This window comes from Amycolatopsis aidingensis (genome assembly GCF_018885265.1).
Lineage (GTDB): Bacteria > Actinomycetota > Actinomycetes > Mycobacteriales > Pseudonocardiaceae > Amycolatopsis > Amycolatopsis aidingensis.
This window is the reverse complement of record NZ_CP076538.1, coordinates 3,449,927-3,470,281: the sequence shown is the minus strand read 5'-3', so window position 1 is coordinate 3,470,281 and position 20,355 is coordinate 3,449,927. Positions and strand designations below refer to the sequence as shown.

Below are 20,355 nucleotides of genomic sequence, written 5' to 3'. Positions count from 1 at the left end.
AACGTAGGCTAACCTAACACGAGCGGTGGACGTGCGGATGTGAGTTACTCCCCGATCCGCCGTTGCCGATCAGCACCGCCGCAGGTACCGGGCGCTTCGATGGTTGGCTTCGGCGAGGCCGGTGAGAACAGCGGTGAGCGCCCGGACCTGTTCGGGGCTCTGGCCGGCCAAGGCGGTGTGAGCGGCGTCGATCACCGGCTGCCATATCTCGCGGCGCCGCTGCGGGTGGCGCTCCGAGACCTGCGCCGGGCGGGCACGCCGGTCGGCACCCGCGCCGGGCCTGATGACGTACCCGGCCCGTTCGAGACGATCGAGGACCTTGGTGACCGCGGCCGGACTCAACCCGCTGACCTGGGCCAGCCGACCTGGCTGCATCGGTCCCTCTCGCTCGAGGATCTCCAGGCAGCGCAGGTCGTTGCGGTTGATGCCATAGCGTTCGGCCGCGGCGTCGAGGAGTTCCTCGGTCGCCGAGTGCAGCTGACGGGTTGCCGTCAGCGCTTCGGCCACTACCTGGTCAGGACCGGCGGGGCCAGTTAGTTCACGACGTGTATCTTTCACGTCGTGAACGATACCGTTGTCATCCGCCCCGGTCCGCAGCGCTCCCGCTGGGCCCTGGCCGGTGCTGCCGCTTACCTGCTGTGGGGACTGCTCCATCTCGGCCTCGGGATCTCGATGGTGGGCTCCGCGGGAGCAGACGGGTTGTCTGCCAGTGAACTCGAGGCGGAAAGCATGATGTTTTTCGTCTGTGCCACCGTGTTCGGCGCCCAGGCGATCGCCGTCGCCTGGTTCCTCAATCGGCGTAACGACTGGTTCGGCTACTGGCTCAATCTCGTCGTCCTCGGCCTGATCGACGCCGCCTTCGTGATCGTCATGGTGCTGCCCGGCCACGTCGATCCCATCGGCGGACTCTCCGGTCCGCTCGTCTGGGTCGTCGCCGCACTCACCTCGTCCGTGGCGATCCGCCGAACCAGCCGGTAGCGCACGATCAGGCCATCGACTCCGGTACGTCCGACCGGGCTATGCGGACGGGTTGCGGACGGAACCTGCGGGCGCGCACCTCGGGCCGCGGACGAGTTCGCGGATGGACCGGCCGCCGGTGAGGCACCACGCGGCGATCACCGGATCGCAGATCGCGCAACCGAGCGAGGAATGCTCCGCGAACGGGATAATCGGATTCCCATCCAGATGTTGTAACAAATCCCACCCGGTGTGCAGCAACCACGCGATACCGACGAACGTCCAGGACTCCAGACCACGATAGGCACAATAGGTCACCGCCGCGGTGAACACGAACTCCCATGCACCGAAACCCCCGCCACTGAGATACGCGGCACCCGCACCAGCCACCATGATCGCGTTGAACCGGCGGCGATGCGGCACGCGGATGAGGGAATTGAGCACTACGTACAGGATCCCGATCAGAATCGGCGCGACGACGGTCATGAGGTGAAGATAGAACCAGGCAGCACCAGACGACAGCGGGTGTTTCGCCATTCCGCGACGGGATCCGGACAGCAGACCGTGTCCGCGCCGAACCGAACCACTACAGTGTCGGTACGACCATCGGGGTGCCGGTCACCGGGTCCGGGACGACGATGCTTGGCAGGTCGAAGACCTCCTTCAGCAGTTCCGCGTCCACGATGTCCGCAGCCGTTCCCTCGGCGACGATCCGGCCGTCCCGCATCGCCACCACATGATCGGCGAAGCGGCAGGCCTGGTTTATGTCGTGCAGCACCGTGATGACCGTGCGACCCTCGTCGCGCAGCCGGGCGAGCAGACGGAGCAGCTGGTACTGGTGCGTGATGTCCAAAAAGGACGTCGGCTCGTCGAGCAGCAGGTAGGGGGTCTGCTGGGCCAGCACCATCGCCACCCAGGCACGCTGCCGCTGGCCCCCGGACAGTTCGTGCACCGGCCGGTCGGCCAGGTCTGCCACGCCAGCGTCGGACATCGCCTTGGTGACGGCCCGCTCGTCCGCCGGCGACCAGGTGGACAGCAACGCCTGATGCGGGAAGCGGCCACGGCCGACCAGTTGCCGCACCCTGATGTTCTCCGGGGCCAGCGGATCCTGCGGCAGGAAACCCAGCATCCTTGCCAGCGACTTCGGCGGGTACGCGCCAACCGCACGCTCGTCGAGCCGTACCTGCCCCTCGTCCGGCCGCAGCAGCCGGACGAAGGCGCGCAGCAGGGTCGACTTCCCGCAGGCGTTCGGGCCGACGATGGCGGTGAAGGCACCGTCCGGGATGTCCAGGCTCAGCCGGGTCGAGACCACCCGGTCGCCGTAGCCGAGGGTGAGCTCCCGTGCGGTCAGGCGTGTGCTCATACCCGCCTCACTTCCTTGGTCAGCAGCCAGATCAGGTAACACCCGCCGATCACGGTGGTCACCACGCCGACCGGAAGGGCGACCGGCGCCAGCAGCATCTGGGCAGTCAGGTCGGCGCCCTGCAACAACACCGCACCGGTCAGCGCGGCGGGCAGCAGCGGGACGCCGGGGGCCTTGGCCAGCCTGCGGCCGATCTGTGGGGCGGCCAGCGCGATGAACACGATCGGGCCGGCCACCGCGGTCACCGTGGCGGTGCAGCCAACACCGACCACCACCATCAGCAGGCGCAGCCGGTGCAGCCGCACCCCGGTGGTGGCCGCGACGGCGTCCCCCAGCCCGGTCTGGTGCATGGCATGCGCCTGCGTCGCCATCAGCACCAGCAGGCAGGCGATGATCGTGAACGGCAGGTAGAGGTTCGCCCAGTCGATCCCGTTCAGCGAGCCCGCGCTCCATCCCACGGCCGCGATCGCGATCTCCAGTTCGGCCCGCAGCACGATCCAGGAGTTGAACGCGGTCAGGATGGCGTTCACCGCGATCCCGATCACGACCAGCCGCAGCCCGGACAGTCCGCCGTCCATCGAGAGCAGGTAGATCACGGCCGCGACCACCAGCCCGCCCAGTACGGAGCTCAGCGTGAGCTGTGCCGAGGTGCCGGACAGCACGGTGAGCGCGATCAGGGCTCCGGTGTAGGCGCCCGCGTCCAGGCCGATCACGTCCGGGCTGCCCATCGGGTTGCGGGTGAGGTTCTGGAAGATCGCCCCGGCCACCCCCAGCGCGGCGCCGAACACCGCACCGGCCAGCACCCGCGGCAGCCGCCAGTCCCTGATCACCACCACCGAGTCGCCGTACCCGGCAAGGGCCGCGAACGCCTCCCCCGGGCTCGCCCAGTCCGCGCCGAAGCACAGGCCCAGCAGACCCAGGCCCAGGATCACGGCGAGCAGCACCACCACCAGCACCAGCGTCCGGCGTTCGAGGTGGACCGACCTGCCCGTGCCGGGCACCGCGAGGACCGTCACAGCGCCACCGTCCCGTACCTCCGAACCACCCAGATGAGCACCGGCCCGCCGAGGAAGGCGGTCACGATCGCGACCGGGACCTCACCGGTGGGCAGCAGAATCCGGGACCCGATATCGGACACCAGCATCAGGATCGGGCCGAGGATCATGGTGTAGACCATCAGCCAGGGGATCGAGCCCATGGCAAGCCGCCGGGCAAGATGCGGCACGATCAGGCCGACAAACAGGATCGGGCCCGCCACCGCGGTCGCCGCCCCGGCCAGCACGGTGACCAGCACCAGGGTGATCAGGCGAACCCTGGCCACGTTGGCACCCAGGGTGTGCGCCACCGTCTCGCCGAGTGCGATCGCGTTCAGCGCCCTGGTCACCAGCAGCGCGCCGACCAGCGCGAGCCCGATCGCCACCAGCGGCACGGTCAGCGGCGCCTGCTCCCGGCCCGCCAGCGAACCGACCGCCCAGAACCGGTACTGGTCGAACACCTCCGGCAGCATCAGCCGCAGCCCGAGGGAGACCCCGGTGGTCAGGATCGCGGTCAGCGCCACCCCGGTGAGCACAAGGCGCAGCGGCGACTGCCTGCCGACCGAGTAGACCAGCAGCGCGGCCAGTGCCGAGCCCAGCACGGCCGCCACCAGCTGCCCGGCCTGGCTGGCGACCAGGCCGAGCGCGGAGCCCACGGTGATCGCGAACCCGGCACCCGCGGTGACCCCGAGGATGCCGGGCTCGGCGAGCGGGTTGCGGGACAACGTCTGGATCAACGTGCCCGCGGTGGCCAGCGCCGCTCCCACCCCGATCGCCAGCAGCGCGCGGGGTGCACGGATGTCCCAGACGATGACGTGGTCGTCGGACCCGTCATAGGCGAACAGGGCCCGCAGGACCTCGGCCGGGGCGACGGTGTGCGCACCGATGCCGATGCTGGCCACCGCCGCCACCAGCAGCAGCACCAGCGCGGCGACCAGCACCGCGATCCGCGTCCGCGACTCGCCGGTCGCCCCGGGTAGCCTGCGCTCGACCGTCACTGCTTCAGCATCGGCGCGAACGACTCGTCAATCGCGTCCAGGGTCAGCATGGCCTCCCGGTAGGTCGCTGCCTGGGTGTAGCGGATCGGGTACGTCTGCCCGGCCTTGACCGCGGGAAGGTTCTTCCATAGCTCGGAGTCCAGCACGTACTGGACCGACTCCGGGACCGAGCCGTCGGCCTCGACCGAGTAGGTGATCGCGTCGGCCTCGGCGAAGGCGGTCGGCAGTTCCTCGATGGACGGGTACTCGCTGACCGAGCGCGAGCCCTTGCCCTTCTCCTTGACCTCGCCGTAGTAGCTCGCGCCGATGTCGTTGGCCACGTTGGTACCCCAGGAGCCGTCGAACTCGCGCTGGAAGGTGCCCTTGGCGACCTTGCCGTACTCGCCGACGTGGCCGAGCTTCAGCTGCGGCAGGACGTCCTGGTACTTCTCGGCCAGCTTCTCCGCCTTGGCCTCGTACTCGGCCTTGATGGCGTCGAACCGCTCCAGCGCGCCTGCCGCGTCCGCCTGGCGCCGCGACAGCTCGCGCCAGGCCGAGGGCACGGTGGGACCGATCGCCACCACCGGCGCGATGTCCTCCAGCCGCGGGACGTCGATATCGCCCAGCACCGGCGCGGGCACCCCGATGACGATCAGGTCGGGGTCGGCCTTGGCGATCGCCTCGTAGTTGGTCTCGGCCGCCTGCTCCCCCGCGACCTTCGGCAGCTCGTCGTAGGCGGCCTTGTCCTCCTCGGTCATCATCGGCACGCCGCGCTTCCAGGTGGAGATCCCGACCAGGGGCGCGTCGGCCTGGATCAGCACCGGCACCGCGTACCCGGTGGCGACCACGCGCTGCGGATCGGCCGGGATGGTGATCTCACCATTGTCCGCGGTGAAGACCCGGGTCTCGCCCTGGGCCGCGGCGTCCTGGCCCGCGCCGCCCGACCCGCAGCCCGCGGCCAGGGTGAGCGCGAGCGCCATCGCCCCGGCGATGCGCAGCGATCGACCTGAAGACATGCGTACTCCTTGACATCCAGAAAACCAGAGCAGTTGCTAGGGTAGGCTTACCTTAGACGAGAGAGGTCGCCACGTCAGTGCCCGTGGCTGTGTCCGTCCTCATGTCCGTCCTCATGCTCCTCGTCGAAGTCCGCGACCCCCCGCTTCCAGTAGCCGGTGACGTCGTAGTCGCCCTTGCCGAGCCGCAGCTCATCCCGGATCCAGCGGCGCAACGGCTTCAGTGCGCCCGCCTCCCCGGCGAGCCACACGTACACCCGCTCCCCTTCGGGCACGGTCACCGCGCGGACGGCACGCTCCAGCAGGTCGCCGCCGCCCGGCGGCACCACGCCACGGTGCAGCCAGCGCACCTCGACGTCCTCCGGCGCGGACAGCTCGATCTCCTCGGTGGCGTCGGCGACCTCGATGAACGCCCAGCCCGCGGCCGTGCGGGGCAGTTCCTCCAGCCAGCGGGCGATGGCGGGCAGCGCCGTGATGTCCCCGGCGAGCAGGTAACGGTCGTAGCCATGCGGAACGATCAGCCCGCCGGGCGGACCCGCGACATGCACCACCTCGCCCGGCCGGGCCGCCTGTGCCCAGTCGGAGCCGAGCCCGCCGGGGTGCAGTGCGACGTCGATATCGAGCTCACCGGCCGCCGGATCGTAGCGGCGCACCGTGTACTCCCTGGTGGTGGGCGAGGGCCGTGGCCAGCGCAGCATCGACCCGTTCGGCTCGGGCAGGCGCAGCGTCCCATCCGCGTCCGGGAAGATCAGCTTGACGTGCTCGTCCGGCGAGTGGGCCTCGAACCCGGCGACCCCGGGTCCGCCAAGGGTCACCCGCAGCAGGCCCGCCCCGACCATCCGGGTGCGCAGCACCTCGGTGCGCCGGATCCGGATCGGGTAGGGCACCTTCTCCGCCCTGGTGCCCGCCCGCACCTCGGCGATCCGCTCCAGGTGCCGGTCGCGCTGGTCGGCGCGGCTCACCTGCCCGCACCACCGGCGACGATCTCGGTCCAGTGTGCCAGTTCCGGCCGCTCGGCCAGGTCGGGGAACTCCAGGCCGGTGGCCCCCTCCGCCCGCCAGCGCTCCACAAGGGACATCACCCGGACCGAGTCGAGGCCCCGGTCGAAAAGGTTCTCGTTCGCGTCGATCTCGGCGGGCTCGCAGCCGAGCAGGCCGGCGACATCGGCCCGGATCCGGTCCGCGGACAGTGCGGGTGCGTTCATCGGCGCATCACTCCTTCTGCACGAGGGCGGCCAGCGCCACCCGTAGCTCACGCTTGCTGGTCTTGCCAACCCCGGTCACCGGGAACTCCCCGACCACCTCGATCAGGTCCGGGACCTTGAACGAGGCGACGTCGCGTTCCCGCACGAACCGCCGCAACTCGGCGCCGGTGACCTCGGCCCCCGCCCTGGGCACGACATAGGCACAGGTCCGCTCGCCCAGATACTCGTCGGGCACGGCCACCACCGCGGCGTCCAGCACCGCGGGGTGGGCCATCAGGTGATTCTCGACCTCCTCGGCCGCCACCTTCTCCCCACCCCGGTTGATCTGTTCCTTCGCCCTGCCGACCACCTCGATGTGCCCGGAGGGGCGGCGGCGCACCAGGTCCCCGGTGCGGTAGAAGCCGTCCGCGGTGAACGCGGTCGCGTTGTGCTCCGCGGCCCGGTAGTAACCGCGGATCGTGTACGGGCCGCGGGTCAGCAGCGCGCCCACCTCTCCCGGTGGCACCACGGCGTCCGAGGGCGCGGCGGGGTCCTCCGGATCGACCACCCGGATCTCGTCGTCCAGCGAGATGGGACGTCCCTGGGTCTCCAGCACGAGCTCCTGCGGGTCGTCCAGCCGGGTGTAGCAGACCAGGCCCTCCGCCATGCCGAAGACCTGCTGCAACCGGCACCCCAGTGCGGGCCCGATCCGCTCGGCCAGCTCACGGCCGCATTTCGCCCCGCCGACCAGCAGGACCTCCAGGCTGGAAAGGTCCCGCTCGGTGCGCGCCGCCGCCTGCACCCAGGCCGCGGCCAGCGGCGGGACGACCCCGGTGATCGTCACCCGCTCGGACTCGATCAGCCGGAACGCGGTGTCCGCGTCCGGGCGCGGGGCCAGCACGGCGGCGGCGCCCGCGTGCAGCGCACCGAGCACCCCTGGCGAGCTGAGCGGGTAGTTGTGCGCTACCGGCAGCGCGGCCAGGTACACACTGTCCGGGCGCAGGGCGCAGATCCGCGCGCTCTCCCGCACGCTGTACAGATAGTCGTCGTGGGTACGCGGGATCAGCTTCGGCAGCCCGGTGCTCCCGCCGGACAGCTGCAGGAAGGCCACGCCCCCGGGATCGGGATCGGGTAGCTCGCGCGGCGCACTGGCCGCGAGCTCGCCGAACTCCGCTGAGCCCACGACCAGCACCCGCCGGACCGAGTCCACCTCAGCCGCGACGGCGCGGGCGGTGGCCGCGTGATCGTGCCGCTCGTGCGACCCGACGGTGAGGATCGCGGCTGCCTCGCTCTGGGCGGCGAAATGCCGCAGCTCGCTGTGCCGGTGCGCGGGCAGCGCGAACACCGGCCAGGCACCCGCCCGCCACAGACCGAACACCACCGGCAGGAACTCCGGCACGTTCGGCAGTTGCAGCACCACCCGCGCACCGGCCGCGATACCAAGATCGGTCAGCCCGGCGGCGATCCGGTGCGCCCGCTCGTCCAGCTCGGCGAAACTCCAGCGCACGGTCGCACCGGCTGTCTCCCCCACCACCGCGGTGCGCTCGGCGTACGCGGCGGCCAGCGCACTGAGCAGCGCACCGAAGGTCTGCCCGCGCCAGTGTCCTGCCGCGCGGTAACGGGCCGCGAACTCCGGCGGCCAGGCCACATGACTCACGCGGCATCCTCCCATCCGAGTGCGCGCAGCAGGGTGCGGAACTTCGCGCTGGTCTCGGCGAGCTCGGCCGCGGGGTCGGAGCCTGCGACGATCCCGGCGCCCGCGAACAGCCGGACGGTGCGCTCACACACCTCGGCGCTGCGGATCGTGACCACCCACTCGCCATCGCCGTCCGGGCCGGTCCAGCCGACCAGGCCGGAATAGTAGCCGCGGTCCTGCGGTTCCAGGTCCGCGATCGCGTCCCTGGCCCTGGCCGCCGGCACCCCGCACACCGCCGGCGTGGGGTGCAGCGCCTCGGCCAGTGCGAGCGAGGAGGAGGCCGGGTCGGCGGGATCGGCGAGCGTCCCGGTGATCCGGCTGGACAGGTGCCACATCGTCGGCGTGCCGATCACCTCCGGTTCGGCTGGCACCGAGACCTCGGTGCAGAACCGGCCCAGCACCTCGCCGACCTGCGCGGCCACGTAGGCGTGTTCCCTGCGGTCCTTCTCCGAGGCCAGCAGCGTGGCCACCCGCCTGCGGTTCTCCGCCTCGTCCGCGCAGCGCGGCAGCGAACCGGCGAGCGGGTTGGCCACCACGGTCGCGCCGTGGCGGGCCAGCAGCAGTTCCGGGCTCGCCCCGAGCAGGGTGCGGGTGGCAGGGTCGCCGGGGGCGGTCACGTCCACCGCGAAGGCGTGCGCCGCCGGGTCCGCCCGCACCAGGCGGGCGAGCAGGGCGGGCACGGCAACCGGCTCCCCCGCGGTGAGCTCGAGGCAGCGGGCGAGCACCACCTTGCTCACCTCGCCTGCCTCGATCAGGTCCAGCGCCCGGCGAACCCCGTCCGCGTAGCGTTGCGGCTCCGGCCGCGGCGTCATCGACCAGGCCGCCTCCCCCGGCGCGGGCGGACCCGGCGGAGGCGCCCCGGCCCGGTCCGGGGCGCCCGCCCTGCGCACCACGGCGGGCACGACCAGGCTGCTCTCGGCGTCCGGCCGGAACCCGAGCGCCCCGACGACCACCGGGTCGGCCACCCCGGCCAGCGCGGCCGCCTCCAGCGCCTCGGCGGCCGTGTGGGCACGGGAACCGGGCCTGGCCCGCACGCTGCTGTGCACCCCGTCGGCGAGCAGCGACCCGCGCGCCGAGGAGTAGTAGAACGAGCCGGGCAGGTAGGCGGCGAGCAGGTCGGACGCCCGGTGCGCGGGCCGGGGCCGGACCAGGGCCGGTGTGGGCACGTCGAACTTCCTTTCGCCGGGATTCGGGGCTGGGTCACCAGGCCGCCGGGTCAGCCGCCGAGGGTGGCGCCCCCGTCGACCGTGAGGGACTGCATCGTGATGTGCCGGGCGGCTTCACCCGCCAGGAACAGCACCGCCGCCGCCACCTCACGGGGAGCCGCGATCCGTCCCAGCGGGATGCCAAGCCGGTACTCCCCCTGGTTGCCCGCCACCACGGCCTCGGCGCCGCGGTCGTCGGCGGGATCGGGCCACATCGACCGCAGCATGGCTGTGTCCGTCGAGCCGGGGCAGACGATGTTGCACCGCACCTGCGGGGCGAGCTCGAGGCCGAGGTTGCGGGTCAGCGCAACCGCGGCGGCCTTGGAGGCCGAGTACGCGGCCATTCCGACGCGGGGCGTGGCCGCCGCGTTCGAGGCGACCGTGACGATGCTGCCCGTGCCGCGCTCGCGCATCCGGCGCCCGGCCACGCGGCCGGTGTTCCAGACTCCGGTGGTGTTCACCGCGAGGCTGCGGGCGAGGTCGTCGTCGTCGAGGTCGAGCACTCCCCCGGTGCACAGCACTCCCGCCACATTGGCCAGGGCGGTCACCGGGCCGAGCTCGGCCTCGGCCGCGGCCACGGCCGTCTCCACCTCGGCCGGGTCGGCGACATCGGCAACCAGCGCGAGGACGCGCGCCCCGGCAGTGCTGAGCTCCTTCGCCGTCTGCCGCACCTCCGGGTCCTTGTCCAGCAGCGCCACCGGCCTGCCCTGCTCGGCGAAGGCCTCGGCGACCGCGGCGCCGATCCCCCGCGCGGCCCCGGTGACCAGCGCGGTCCCTTCCGCATCCGGCATCTCAGTTCCCTCCCGGTTCCGCCAGGGCCGAGCCCTCCCGCCGGGCCCGCACGGCCGCGGCGAGGGTGTCCAGGCAGCCGATGGTGTCCGCCCACCCCAGGCAGGCATCGGTGACGCTGACGCCGTAGCGCAGCGGCCGTGCGGTGATGTCCTGGCGCCCCGGCTCCAGGAAGGACTCGACCATCACCCCCATCAGGCCGTGGCGCCCGTGCGCCACCTGCGCGGCCAGCTCGGCGACGACCGCGGGCTGGCGGCGGTGGTCCTTACCGCTGTTGCCATGTGCGGCGTCCACCATCAGGTGCGCAGGCAACCCGGCCGTGCGCAGCAGGTCCAGCGCCGCGCCGACCGAGGCAGCGTCGTGGTTGGGCACGACCCCACCGCGCAGCACCACATGGCAGGCCGGGTTGCCTGCCCCGGCCAGCACCGCGGGCGCGCCCGCAGGCCCGAGCCCTGCGAAGACATGCGGCGCGCCGGCCGCCCGCGCCGCCGCGATCGCGACCTCCACCTCGCCGGTCACCGCGTTCTTCATCCCGACCGGCATCGGCAGCGCGGAGGCCAGCTGGCGGTGCGGCTGGGCGGCGACGGTGCGGGCTCCGATCGCGCCCCAGGACACCAGGTCCAGCAGGAACGGCGCCAGGAACGGGTCGACGAACTCGTACGCCAGCGGCAGGCCGGTGCCGGCGGCCCGGACCAGGAACTCGCGCCCCCTGCGCAGCCCCCCGGCCAGGTCCTCGCCACCATCCAGGTCCGGGTCGTGCAGCAGCCCTTTCCAGCCCAGCAGGCTGCGCGGCTTCTCAAGGTAGGCACGCAGCACCAGCAGCAGGTCCCGCTCGTACTCGGCGGCCACCGCGGCCAGCTCGCCGGCGTAGTGCAGCGCGGCATCCGGGTCGTGCACCGAGCACGGGCCGACCACCACCAGCAACCGGTCGTCGGCACCCTGCACGATCGCGCGCACCGCCCGCCGGTGCCCGGCAATGGCCGCGCGCAACCCGGTGTCCAGCGGGCTGCGTGCGGCCAGCTCGGCTGGCGCGGGCAGGGTCGCCACCACCCGCGCGGTGTCGTCGGCGAGGACCGTCATCGCGCGGTGGCGTCGAGGTCGTCGGCCAGTGCCGCGGTGGTGGTGACCGAACCGCATCGCTGCGCGACCTGGCGCATCGCCCGCTCGTGCTCCTCGGGGCTGAAGTCGGCGACCGCGTCCGCCACCACGAACGGCCGGATGTCCCGCATGAAGGCGTCCACCGCGGTGGCGAGCACCCCGATATGCGCGTACACCCCGGTGAGGATCAGCTGGTCCCGCTCGCCGAGCAGGTCGGCGAGGTCGGTGCCGACGAAGGCGCTGTAGCGCGCCTTGGTCAGCCGCAGGTCATCGGGCCCTGGCTCCAGCGCGGCCGTGATGGCGGCCGCATGCGGGTCGTCGGGCAGCCCGGAGCCCCAGAACTCCTGGAGCAGCCCGCGCTGCTGCGCGCTCTGCCCCGGCGGCTGCCCGGTGAAGATCACCGGGATGTCCAGCCCGGCACAGTACTTGCGTAGCGTGGCGATGTTGTCCAGCACGGCGGGCAGCGGGCTGTCCCCGTCCCCGAAGGCCGCGAGGAAGTAGTTCTGCATATCGTGCACCAGCAGGACGGCCCGGGAGGGGTCGGCTCGCCACTCGACCCTGTTGTCCGGCAGCTCGGCCCGGACCGGAAGGGGGTACGGCGCGATGGTGGGGAGCACGGTCGACCCTTTCTGCTGGCTGCTTGCACGGCGGCGGCTTGCCCGCGGCTGGAGGTGGCCCCGCGCAGCGCGCGGCCAGGACACCGTGGAACGGGCGCCCAGCCCCCAGGCGGCGGTTTAGGTTAGCCTAACCCAATCGAGCTAGGACGCAATGGGGCACGTGATGAATCAGACAGACGGCCCACCGCACCTACCCCGGGCGAACCAATCTTGACCACGCCGGAAATCCGAGGTACAGGCGCCGTCTCGGGGCACCCGGCCGGTCGCCGCGGCGCCGCCGCACTGTCCACAGTGGCATATCGCAAGGCGCCGGGCCGAGGTTTGTCCCGCGCGGGACCGGGGTAGACCGGAGGCTCGGAACCTCCGGGAGGACTGATGCGCACCATCGAGATCGCCGGCCACGAGTTGCGGGTCGGCAACGAGGACAAGGTCTTCTATCCCGAACCCGGACTGACCAAGGCGGACGTGGTGGACTACTACCGCCGGGTGGCCGAGGTGATGGTGCCGCACCTGCGCGGGCGCCCGCTGACCCTGCGCCGGTTCCCGGACGGGGTGGACGGCGAGGGATGGTTCCAGAAGGAGGCCTCCGGCCACTTCCCGGACTGGCTGCCGGTGCGGGCCATGCCGCAGCGCACGGACGAGTCGAGCAGCGTGCGGCACGTGGTCTGCGAGGACGCGGCCTGCCTGGTCTACCTCGCCGACCAGGCCAGCCTCGAACTGCACGTCTGGCCTTCCACAGTGGACAATCCGGAACGGCCGGACCGGCTGGTGCTCGACATCGACCCGCCGGAGGGGGTGCGCATGGCCGATCTGCGCGACACCGTCCGCCGCACCCGCGACCTGCTCACCGAACTCGGCCTCGCCGCGTTCCTGCAGGCGACCGGTGGCAGCGGCTACCACGTCGTCAGCCCGCTGGACGGCAACACCGGCTTCGACACCGTGCGAGCGCTGGGGGCGGGCGGTGGCCGACCGGCTCGCCGGGGACCAGCCCGGCCTGCTGACCACCGCACACCGCAAGGATCGGCGCGGTGGCCGGATCTTCCTGGACACCGGTCGCAATGCCTACGGCCAGACCTTCATCGCCCCGTACTCCCTGCGCGCCCGTCCCGGCGCGACCGCGGCAACCCCACTGGACTTCGCCGAGCTGGGGCGGGCCGCGCCGGACCGGTACGACGCCGCGGGGCTACTGCGCCGGATCGCCCGCACCGCCGGCCCGTGGCGGGACATGTCCGACCACGCGGCCTCGGCCCGGCAGGCGTATGACCGGATGTCCCGATGACCCCACCGGACAGGAAGCAGAGTATGTCCACCAACGTCTTCGTACTCGGCCTCGACGAGGGCAACCTCGCGGAGCTGCAGCGGATACCGGGAACCGAGCACATCCGGTTCCACTCGTTGCTGACCGTGGAAGAGCTGGTGCACAGCGACGAACTCCGGCTGACCGAGCTGCTGGCCAAGGCACGGGCGCAGCTGTCCGGCTTCCAGGGCAACGTGGATGCCATCCTCGGTTACTGGGACTTCCCCACCAGCTCCATGGTTCCGTTGTTGTGCCGGGAGTTCGGCCTGCCGTCGGCCACCCTGGAGGCGGTGGTCACCTGCGAGCACAAGTACTGGAGCAGGCTGGCACAGCAGGAGGTCATCAATGAGTACCCGCGGTTCGGCCTGGTGAACCTGGACGACACCGCGCCGCCGCGCGGGCTCGGCTATCCTATGTGGATCAAGCCGATCAAGGCGTACTCCTCGGAACTCGCCTTCGAGGTGCACGACCATGAGGAGTTCACCGGCGCGCTCGACGTCATCCGCGGGGGCATCGACCGGGTCGGCAAGCCCTTCCAGCACCTGCTGGACCACCTGGACCTTCCGTCGCGGGTCGCCGAGGCGGGCGGGCAGGCATGCATCGCCGAGGAGTCGGCCAGCGGGACCCAGGTGACCGTGGAGGGGTACAGCACCGGCTCGCAGGTGCGCGCCTACGGCGTGATCGACTCGCACACCTATCCGGATTCCGCCAGTTTCCTGCGTTACCAGTACCCATCCGCGCTGCCGCAGGCGGTGCAGGACCGGCTGGCCGATATCGCCTGCCGGGTGATCGAGCACATCGGACTGTCCCACGTCGCGTTCAACATCGAGTTCTTCTGGGACGCCGACCGGGACGCGATCACCCTGCTGGAGGTGAACCCCCGGCACTCCCAGTCGCACGCGCGCCTCTTCCACGAGGTGGACGGTGTGCCGAACCACCAGTGCTCGCTGCGGCTGGCGCTGGGCCTGCCGCCCGACCTGCCGCACCGGCAGGGTGCGTATCCGGTCGCGGCCAAGTGGTTCCTGCGGCATTTCGCCGACGGGGTCGTGCGGCGCAGCCCGACACCCGAGGAGGTCACCGCGATCACCGACCGCATCCCCGGCTGCTCGGCCGAGGTCTCGGTGCGCACGGGTGACCGGCTCTCCGCGCAGCACGGCCAGGACAGCTACAGCTACGTGCTCGCGACCGTGTACACCGGCGCGGACAGCGAGCGGGAACTCGTACGGAAGTACGAGCGGTGCGTTGCCGAGCTGCCGTTCGAGATCGAGGACCGCGAGGAGTGAAGGGAGCGAGAGGCGACGGATGCGTGAGGTGACGTCCTTCGCGCACGCGATCCGGGAGGACGAGCATGTGTGGATTCCGCTGTCCGACGGTGTCCGGCTCGGTGCCAGGATCTGGCGCCCGGTCTCCGCGCAGGACGATCCGGTTCCCGCCGTGCTCGAGTTCATCCCCTACCGCAAGCGTGACCTGACCGCGCGCAGGGACTCCGTCCACCACCCCTATCTCGCCGGGCACGGCTACGCCGCGGTCCGGGTGGACCTGCGGGGCAGCGGTGAGTCCGAGGGCGTGCTCACCGGCGAGTACCTGGAACAGGAGCTGCGCGACGCCGAGGAGGTACTGGCCTGGATCGCCGGGCAGCCCTGGTGCACCGGCTCCATCGGGATGATGGGCATCTCCTGGGGCGGCTTCAACGCGCTGCAGGTTGCCGCGCGCCGCCCGCCCGGCCTGGACGCCATCGCGACCGTGTGCTCCACCGACGACCGGTACGCCGACGACGTCCACTACATGGGCGGATGTCTGCTCGGCGACAACCTGTCCTGGGCATCCACCATGTTCGCCTACAACAGCTGCCCGCCCGACCCTGCCGTGGTGGGCAGCCGGTGGCGGGAGATGTGGTACGACCGGCTGCGGGAAAGCGGGCTGTGGTTACAGGACTGGCTGGAGCACCAGCGGCGGGACGCGTTCTGGCGGCACGGCTCGGTCTGCGAGGACTACGCCGCCATCCGGTGCCCGGTGCTGGCGGTGAGCGGCTGGGCCGACGGCTACTCCAACTCGGTGTTCCGCCTGCTGGAGCGGCTGGACGTACCGCGCAAGGGACTCATCGGGCCGTGGTCGCACAAGTACCCGCACCTCGGTGAGCCCGGTCCCGCGATCGGGTTCCTGCAGGAGCTGCTGCGCTGGTGGGATCGCTGGCTCAACGGAATCGACAACGGCGTGCTGGACGAACCGATGCTGCGGACGTGGATGCAGGACAGCGTGCCGCCCTCAACGGCCTACGAGGAACGCCCCGGCCGCTGGGTCGGCGAGCCCCGCTGGCCGTCCCCGCACGTCCGGACGGTCAGCTACGGGCTGGCCGAGTACCGGATCCTCGACCCTTCCTCGGCGGCGGACGCCGAGCGGGAGCAGCGGGAGCTTTCGGTGGAGTCGCCGCTTTCGGTCGGCCAGTTCGCCGGGAAGTGGTGCTCCTACAACGCGCCACCCGACCTGCCCTACGACCAGCGCGAGGAGGACGGCGGCTCGCTGGTGTTCGAGACCGAGGAGCTCACCGAACGGCACGAGATCCTCGGCGCGCCGGTGGTGGAGCTGGAGTTCACCGTGGACCAGCCGGTGGCGATGGTCGCCGCGCGGTTGTCCGATGTCGCGCCGGACGGCCGCGCCACCCGGGTGACCTACGGCCTGCTCAACCTGACCCACCGCGCAGGCGACGCCGAGCCCGCGGAGCTGGAACCCGGCAGACGGTACCGCGCCAGGGTCTCCCTGAACGGCGTGGCCCAGGCTTTCCCGCCCGGCCACCGCATCCGCCTTTCACTGTCCACATCATACTGGCCGCTGGCCTGGCCACCGCCCCGGCCGGTGCGGCTGACCGTGTTCCCCGGCCGCTGCGCGCTGACCCTGCCGATGCGCGCGGTTGCCGACTCCGACGAGGTCACCCCGCATCCGTTCGACGAGCCGGAGGGCGCGCCGCCGCTGCGCACCACCGTGCTGCAACCGGGTAAGCAACGCTGGAACGTGGTCCGCGACCTGATCGACTACCACTCCGCGCTGCACGTCATCAAGGACTCCGGAACCGTCCTGCTGGACGACATCGGCCTCGAGGTGACCCAGCGTGCCGAGGAGACCTACGGTTGCGTCGGCGAGGACTTCACCTCGGCCCGCGGCGAGGTGGCCTGGACCACCGGGTTCCGCAGGGGCGGGTGGAACGCCTGGGCGGTCACCCGCACGATCCTGACCTGCACGACCACCGAGTTCCGGATACATGCCCAGCTCGACGCCTACGAGGGCGAGGTACGGGTGCTGTCCCGCAACTGGGACACGACCGTACCCCGCGACCATGTGTGAACCCGCTGTTTACCGGCCGGAGCCGGTGGGTAACCAGGGACCATGGGCAGGCACCGGCTGGAGGAACAGGAAAACCGCGCGGCCTGGGGAGGCCCGGAGCTGCTGGCCGGCAGGGACCCGGGACCGCAGGACGCGCATGCCGCGGCCGAGGAGGAACCCGGCACCGGGCCGAGGTGGCCGGGCGAAACGGGCCGGGCGTTTCCGGAGGAAGGGAGCACCCGCTGATGTCGCTGGCGATCTGGGTCTGGCACCGGCCGGACGGCATGCGCTACGCCATCGAGCCCAACGACCAGGGCGGCTACGACACCGTGGTGGAGTCCGGCCTGGAGGCCCGCCTCGACCGGGAGCAGTGGAGCACCCTGGAACACGCGCGTTCCCGCTTCCGCGACGAACTGGCCGCCCGCGCCGAGCAGGGCGAGGAAGGGGCCGAGGGCGCGCTGGCCGAACTGGACCGGATCGGCGCGTGAGTTTGCCGGAGCCGCCCCAGGGGTAGTTACGGTTGGCGGCGGCACAGCGACCTGCGGAGGACGGCCGATGGGCGTACGGCAGTGGATCGAGGGCTGGCCGGTGTACCGCCAGCTGGCGGGCCGGGACCCGTCCGGCCGCGGCGCCGCGGCCAAGAGCGAGCGCAGCGAGCGGCTCGCCCCGCGCACCCGTAGCGCCGAGCGCACTGTCAAGTCGGTCTGCCCCTACTGCGCCGTAGGCTGCGGCCAGAACGTCTACGTGCAGGACGGGCAGGTCACCCAGATCGAGGGCGATCCGGACTCGCCGGTGAGCAGGGGTCGGCTGTGCCCCAAAGGCGCCGCCAGCCTGCAGCTGACCACCGGTTCCGCGCGCGAGCACCGGGTGCGTTACCGGCGCCCGTACGGCACCGAGTGGGAGTCCCTCGACCTGGACACCGCGATGGACATGATCGCCGACCGGGTGATCGCCAGCCGGGACCGCGGCTGGCAGGAGGAGGTCGAAGGGCTGCGCACGCGACGCACCCTCGGCTTCGCCAGCCTCGGCGGCGCGACCCTGGACAACGAGGAGAACTACCTGATCAAGAAGCTGTTCACCGCGCTCGGCGCGGTGCAGATCGAGAACCAGGCGCGCGTTTGACACTCCTCGACGGTTCCCAGTCTGGGAACCTCCTTCGGTCGCGGTGGCGCGACGACCTTCCAGCAGGACCTGGCGAACGCCGACTGCATCGTCATCCAGGGTTCCAATATGGCCGAATGCCATCCGGTCGGGTTCCAGTGGGTGATGGAGGCCAAGGCACGCGGGGCGAAGGTGATCCACGTGGACCCGCGGTTCACCCGCACCAGCGCGCTGGCGGATATGCACGTGCCACTGCGCGCGGGCTCCGATATCGCCTTCCTCGGCGGCATCGTCAACTACGTGCTGGAGAACGAGAAGTACTTCCGCGAGTACATGCTGGCCTACACCAACGCCGCGACCATCGTGAACGAGGAGTTCGCCGGGACCGACGAGCTGGACGGCGTCTTCTCCGGGCTGGACCGCGACAGCCGTAGCTACGACGTGCGGACCTGGCAGTACGAGGGCGCCGAGGTGCAGGCCGCCTCCGGCAAGCGGGACCTGCTGTGGGAGTCCCGTACCCGCGGCCGGGTGCGCGAGTCCGGGCGTGGCGAGGCACACGGCTCCGGGGGCGCGGAGATCGGCACCGAACCGGTGACCGACGAGACCCTGCGGCATCCCCGGTGCGTGTTCCAGATCCTCAAACGGCACTTCGCCAGGTACACCCCGGAGCGGGTCGAGGAGACCTGCGGAGTACCGCGGGAGACGTTCCTGCGAGTGTGCGAGGCGCTGGCTGAGAACTCCGGGCGGGAGCGCACCAGCGCCTTCGCCTACGCGGTCGGCTGGACCCAGCACACGGTGGGCGTGCAGTACATCCGCACCGCGGGCATCCTGCAGGCGCTGCTGGGCAATATCGGCAGGCCGGGCGGCGGCATCCTGGCGCTGCGCGGGCATGCCTCCATCCAGGGGTCCACGGACATCCCGACCCTGTTCAACCTGTTGCCTGGCTACATTCCCATGCCGCACGCGCACACCAATGTGGACCTGGCGACCTTCATCCAGGCCGAGTCCACGCGCAAGGGCTACTGGGGCAATATGGAGTCCTACCTGGTCAGCCTGCTGAAGGCATGGTGGGGCCAGGCCGCGACGGCGGACAGCGAGTTCTGCTTCGACCATCTGCCCCGGCTGACCGGCAGCCACAGCACCTACGAGACGGTGCTGGCGCAGCTGGAGGGCACCTGCGACGGCTACTTCCTGATGGGCGAGAACCCGGCCGTCGGCTCGGCCAACGCGAAGCTGCAGCGACTGGGCATGGCCAACCTGAACTGGCTGGTGGTCAGGGACTTCTCGCTGATCGAGAGCGCGACCTGGTGGCGGGACGGGCCGGAGATCGAGACCGGCGAGCTGCGCACCGAGGACATCGGCACCGAGGTGTTCTTCCTGCCCGCGGCCGCGCACACCGAGAAGGAGGGCAGCTTCACCAACACCCAGCGGATGCTGCAATGGCACCACCAGGCCGTGGAACCGGCCGGGGACGCCCGCAGCGACCTGTGGTTCACCTACCATCTCGGCCGCCGGATCCGGGAGAAGCTGGCCGCGCGGGCCGCCGACCGGGACCGGCCGGTGCTGGAGCTGACCTGGGACTACCCCACCACCGGGGAAACCGCCGAACCGGACGCCGAAGCCGTGCTCGCCGAGATCAACGGCTGGGACGCGGACGGGCAACCGCTGTCCAGCTACGAACAGCTCGCGAAGGATGGTTCCACCGCCTGCGGTTGCTGGATCTACTGCGGCGTCTACGCCGAAGGGGTGAACCAGGCCGCCCGGCGCAAGCCCGGCAGCGAGCAGGACTGGGTCGCGGGCGAATGGGCCTGGGCCTGGCCGCTGAACCGGCGCATCCTGTACAACCGCGCCTCCGCCGACCCGGACGGCAGGCCGTGGAGCCCGCGCAAGGCGTACGTGTGGTGGGACGCCGAGCAGGGCAGGTGGACCGGGCACGACGTCCCGGACTTCAAGGCCACCAAGCCGCCGGACTTCCAGCCCGAGCAGGGTGCCACCGGGCCGGACGCGCTGCGCGGCACCGACGCCTTCATCATGCAGGCCGACGGCAAGGCCTGGCTGTACGTACCCGCCGGGCTCACCGACGGGCCGCTGCCCACACACTACGAACCGCACGAGTCCCCGTTCCCGAACCCGCTGTACGGGCAGCAGAGCAACCCGGTGCGGCAGCTCCTGCGGCACCGGGCGAACCGGTTCCAGCCCAGCGGAAGGGAACCCGGTGCCGAGGTCTTCCCGTTCGTGCTGACCACCTACCGGCTCACCGAGCACCACACCGCGGGCGGGATGTCGCGGTGGCAGCCCTATCTCTCCGAGTTGCAGCCCGAGCTGTTCTGCGAGGTCTCCCCCGAGCTGGCAGGCGAGCGCGGCCTGGCGCACCTTGGCTGGGCGACGATCGTGACGGCCCGCACCGCCATCGAGGCGAGGGTGCTGGTCACCGACCGGATGCCGCCGTTGCGGGTGGGCGGCCGGATCCTGCACCAGGTCGGCGTGCCTTACCACTGGGGGCCGAACGGCCTGAGCGCCGGGGACGCCGCCAACGAGCTGGCATCCCTGGCACTGGACCCGAACACGCACATCCAGGAGGTCAAGGCGCTGACCTGCGATATCCGGCCGGGCAGGCGCCCGAGGGGCCCCGCACGGGTGGAGTTCGTGCGGGATTACCAGCGCCGGGCCGGCATCACCGACGAGACCGGAACCGAGGTGTGAGATG

19 protein-coding genes and 1 pseudogene are annotated in these 20,355 nt (G+C 71.4%); 7 read left to right on the top strand and 13 right to left on the bottom strand.

The genetic code is table 11. The features are described from left to right. Nucleotides 1–69 precede the first annotated feature (69 nt). Nucleotides 70–507, bottom strand: coding sequence for a MarR family winged helix-turn-helix transcriptional regulator (locus tag KOI47_RS15970; RefSeq protein WP_216216730.1), 438 nt, complete (start codon nt 505–507; stop codon nt 70–72). A gap of 54 nt (nt 508–561) precedes the next feature. Between KOI47_RS15970 and KOI47_RS15965 the strand changes: the two genes are divergently transcribed. After that, nucleotides 562–978 (top strand): hypothetical protein, encoded by a 417-nt coding sequence (locus KOI47_RS15965; protein ID WP_216216729.1) that lies wholly within the window; start codon nt 562–564, stop codon nt 976–978. Between the two features lie 39 nt (nt 979–1,017). On the opposite strand, the gene KOI47_RS15960 is transcribed toward KOI47_RS15965, so the two are convergent. The 12 genes from KOI47_RS15960 to KOI47_RS15905 form a co-directional block, all read right to left on the bottom strand. Further along, on the bottom strand, nt 1,018–1,443 hold the full coding sequence (locus KOI47_RS15960; RefSeq protein WP_216216728.1) for a DUF6010 family protein: 426 nt from the start codon (nt 1,441–1,443) through the stop codon (nt 1,018–1,020). Between the two features lie 100 nt (nt 1,444–1,543). Further along, nucleotides 1,544–2,320, bottom strand: coding sequence for an ABC transporter ATP-binding protein (locus KOI47_RS15955; RefSeq protein WP_216216727.1), 777 nt, complete (start codon nt 2,318–2,320; stop codon nt 1,544–1,546). After that, nucleotides 2,317–3,336, bottom strand: a complete 1,020-nt coding sequence (locus KOI47_RS15950; RefSeq protein ID WP_216216726.1) for a FecCD family ABC transporter permease — start codon at nt 3,334–3,336, stop codon at nt 2,317–2,319. The genes KOI47_RS15955 and KOI47_RS15950 overlap by 4 nt, the downstream gene beginning before the upstream one ends. After that, nucleotides 3,333–4,352, bottom strand: a complete 1,020-nt coding sequence (locus tag KOI47_RS15945; RefSeq protein WP_232376771.1) for a FecCD family ABC transporter permease — start codon at nt 4,350–4,352, stop codon at nt 3,333–3,335. The genes KOI47_RS15950 and KOI47_RS15945 overlap by 4 nt, the downstream gene beginning before the upstream one ends. Then, entirely contained in the window at nt 4,349–5,347 is a 999-nt protein-coding gene (locus tag KOI47_RS15940; protein WP_216216725.1) for an ABC transporter substrate-binding protein, read from the bottom strand. The genes KOI47_RS15945 and KOI47_RS15940 overlap by 4 nt, the downstream gene beginning before the upstream one ends. Nucleotides 5,348–5,421: 74 nt before the next feature. Next, entirely contained in the window at nt 5,422–6,306 is an 885-nt protein-coding gene (locus KOI47_RS15935) for a siderophore-interacting protein (RefSeq protein WP_216216724.1), read from the bottom strand. Then, a complete protein-coding gene (locus KOI47_RS15930; RefSeq protein ID WP_216216723.1) occupies nt 6,303–6,548 on the bottom strand; it encodes a phosphopantetheine-binding protein in 246 nt (81 codons plus the stop codon). Before KOI47_RS15930 ends, KOI47_RS15935 begins: the two co-directional genes overlap by 4 nt. A gap of 7 nt (nt 6,549–6,555) precedes the next feature. Beyond that, entirely contained in the window at nt 6,556–8,199 is a 1,644-nt protein-coding gene (locus tag KOI47_RS15925) for a (2,3-dihydroxybenzoyl)adenylate synthase (protein ID WP_216216722.1), read from the bottom strand. Beyond that, on the bottom strand, nt 8,181–9,389 hold the full coding sequence (locus tag KOI47_RS15920; protein ID WP_216216721.1) for an isochorismate synthase: 1,209 nt from the start codon (nt 9,387–9,389) through the stop codon (nt 8,181–8,183). Before KOI47_RS15920 ends, KOI47_RS15925 begins: the two co-directional genes overlap by 19 nt. Before the next feature lie 50 nt (nt 9,390–9,439). Next, nucleotides 9,440–10,219, bottom strand: a complete 780-nt coding sequence (locus tag KOI47_RS15915; RefSeq protein ID WP_216216720.1) for an SDR family oxidoreductase — start codon at nt 10,217–10,219, stop codon at nt 9,440–9,442. A 1-nt stretch (nt 10,220) separates the two neighbouring features. Continuing rightward, nucleotides 10,221–11,297: a 3-deoxy-7-phosphoheptulonate synthase gene (locus KOI47_RS15910; protein ID WP_216216719.1), complete on the bottom strand. Its 1,077-nt coding sequence runs from the start codon at nt 11,295–11,297 to the stop codon at nt 10,221–10,223. Beyond that, nucleotides 11,294–11,932 (bottom strand): isochorismatase family protein, encoded by a 639-nt coding sequence (locus KOI47_RS15905; RefSeq protein WP_216216718.1) that lies wholly within the window; start codon nt 11,930–11,932, stop codon nt 11,294–11,296. The genes KOI47_RS15910 and KOI47_RS15905 overlap by 4 nt, the downstream gene beginning before the upstream one ends. Nucleotides 11,933–12,307: 375 nt before the next feature. Here KOI47_RS15905 and ligD point away from each other — a divergent pair. The 6 genes and pseudogenes from ligD to fdh all read left to right on the top strand — a co-directional run bounded on the left by ligD (nt 12,308) and on the right by fdh (nt 20,351). After that, nucleotides 12,308–13,211 (top strand): annotated as a pseudogene (gene ligD / locus KOI47_RS36410) (non-homologous end-joining DNA ligase). A 23-nt stretch (nt 13,212–13,234) separates the two neighbouring features. Then, nucleotides 13,235–14,512, top strand: coding sequence for an ATP-grasp domain-containing protein (locus KOI47_RS15895; RefSeq protein ID WP_216216717.1), 1,278 nt, complete (start codon nt 13,235–13,237; stop codon nt 14,510–14,512). A 19-nt stretch (nt 14,513–14,531) separates the two neighbouring features. Further along, the gene (locus KOI47_RS15890; RefSeq protein ID WP_216216716.1) at nt 14,532–16,568 is read left to right on the top strand and encodes a CocE/NonD family hydrolase; all 2,037 of its coding nucleotides are present in this window, start codon (nt 14,532–14,534) and stop codon (nt 16,566–16,568) included. 42 nt (nt 16,569–16,610) lie between these two features. After that, complete coding sequence (locus KOI47_RS15885) at nt 16,611–16,793, top strand: hypothetical protein (protein ID WP_216216715.1); 183 nt, start codon at nt 16,611–16,613, stop codon at nt 16,791–16,793. Further along, a complete protein-coding gene (locus KOI47_RS15880; protein WP_216216714.1) occupies nt 16,793–17,035 on the top strand; it encodes a hypothetical protein in 243 nt (80 codons plus the stop codon). Before KOI47_RS15885 ends, KOI47_RS15880 begins: the two co-directional genes overlap by 1 nt. A gap of 67 nt (nt 17,036–17,102) precedes the next feature. Continuing rightward, entirely contained in the window at nt 17,103–20,351 is a 3,249-nt protein-coding gene (gene fdh, locus KOI47_RS15875; RefSeq protein WP_216216713.1) for a formate dehydrogenase, read from the top strand. Nucleotides 20,352–20,355: the final 4 nt, after the last annotated feature.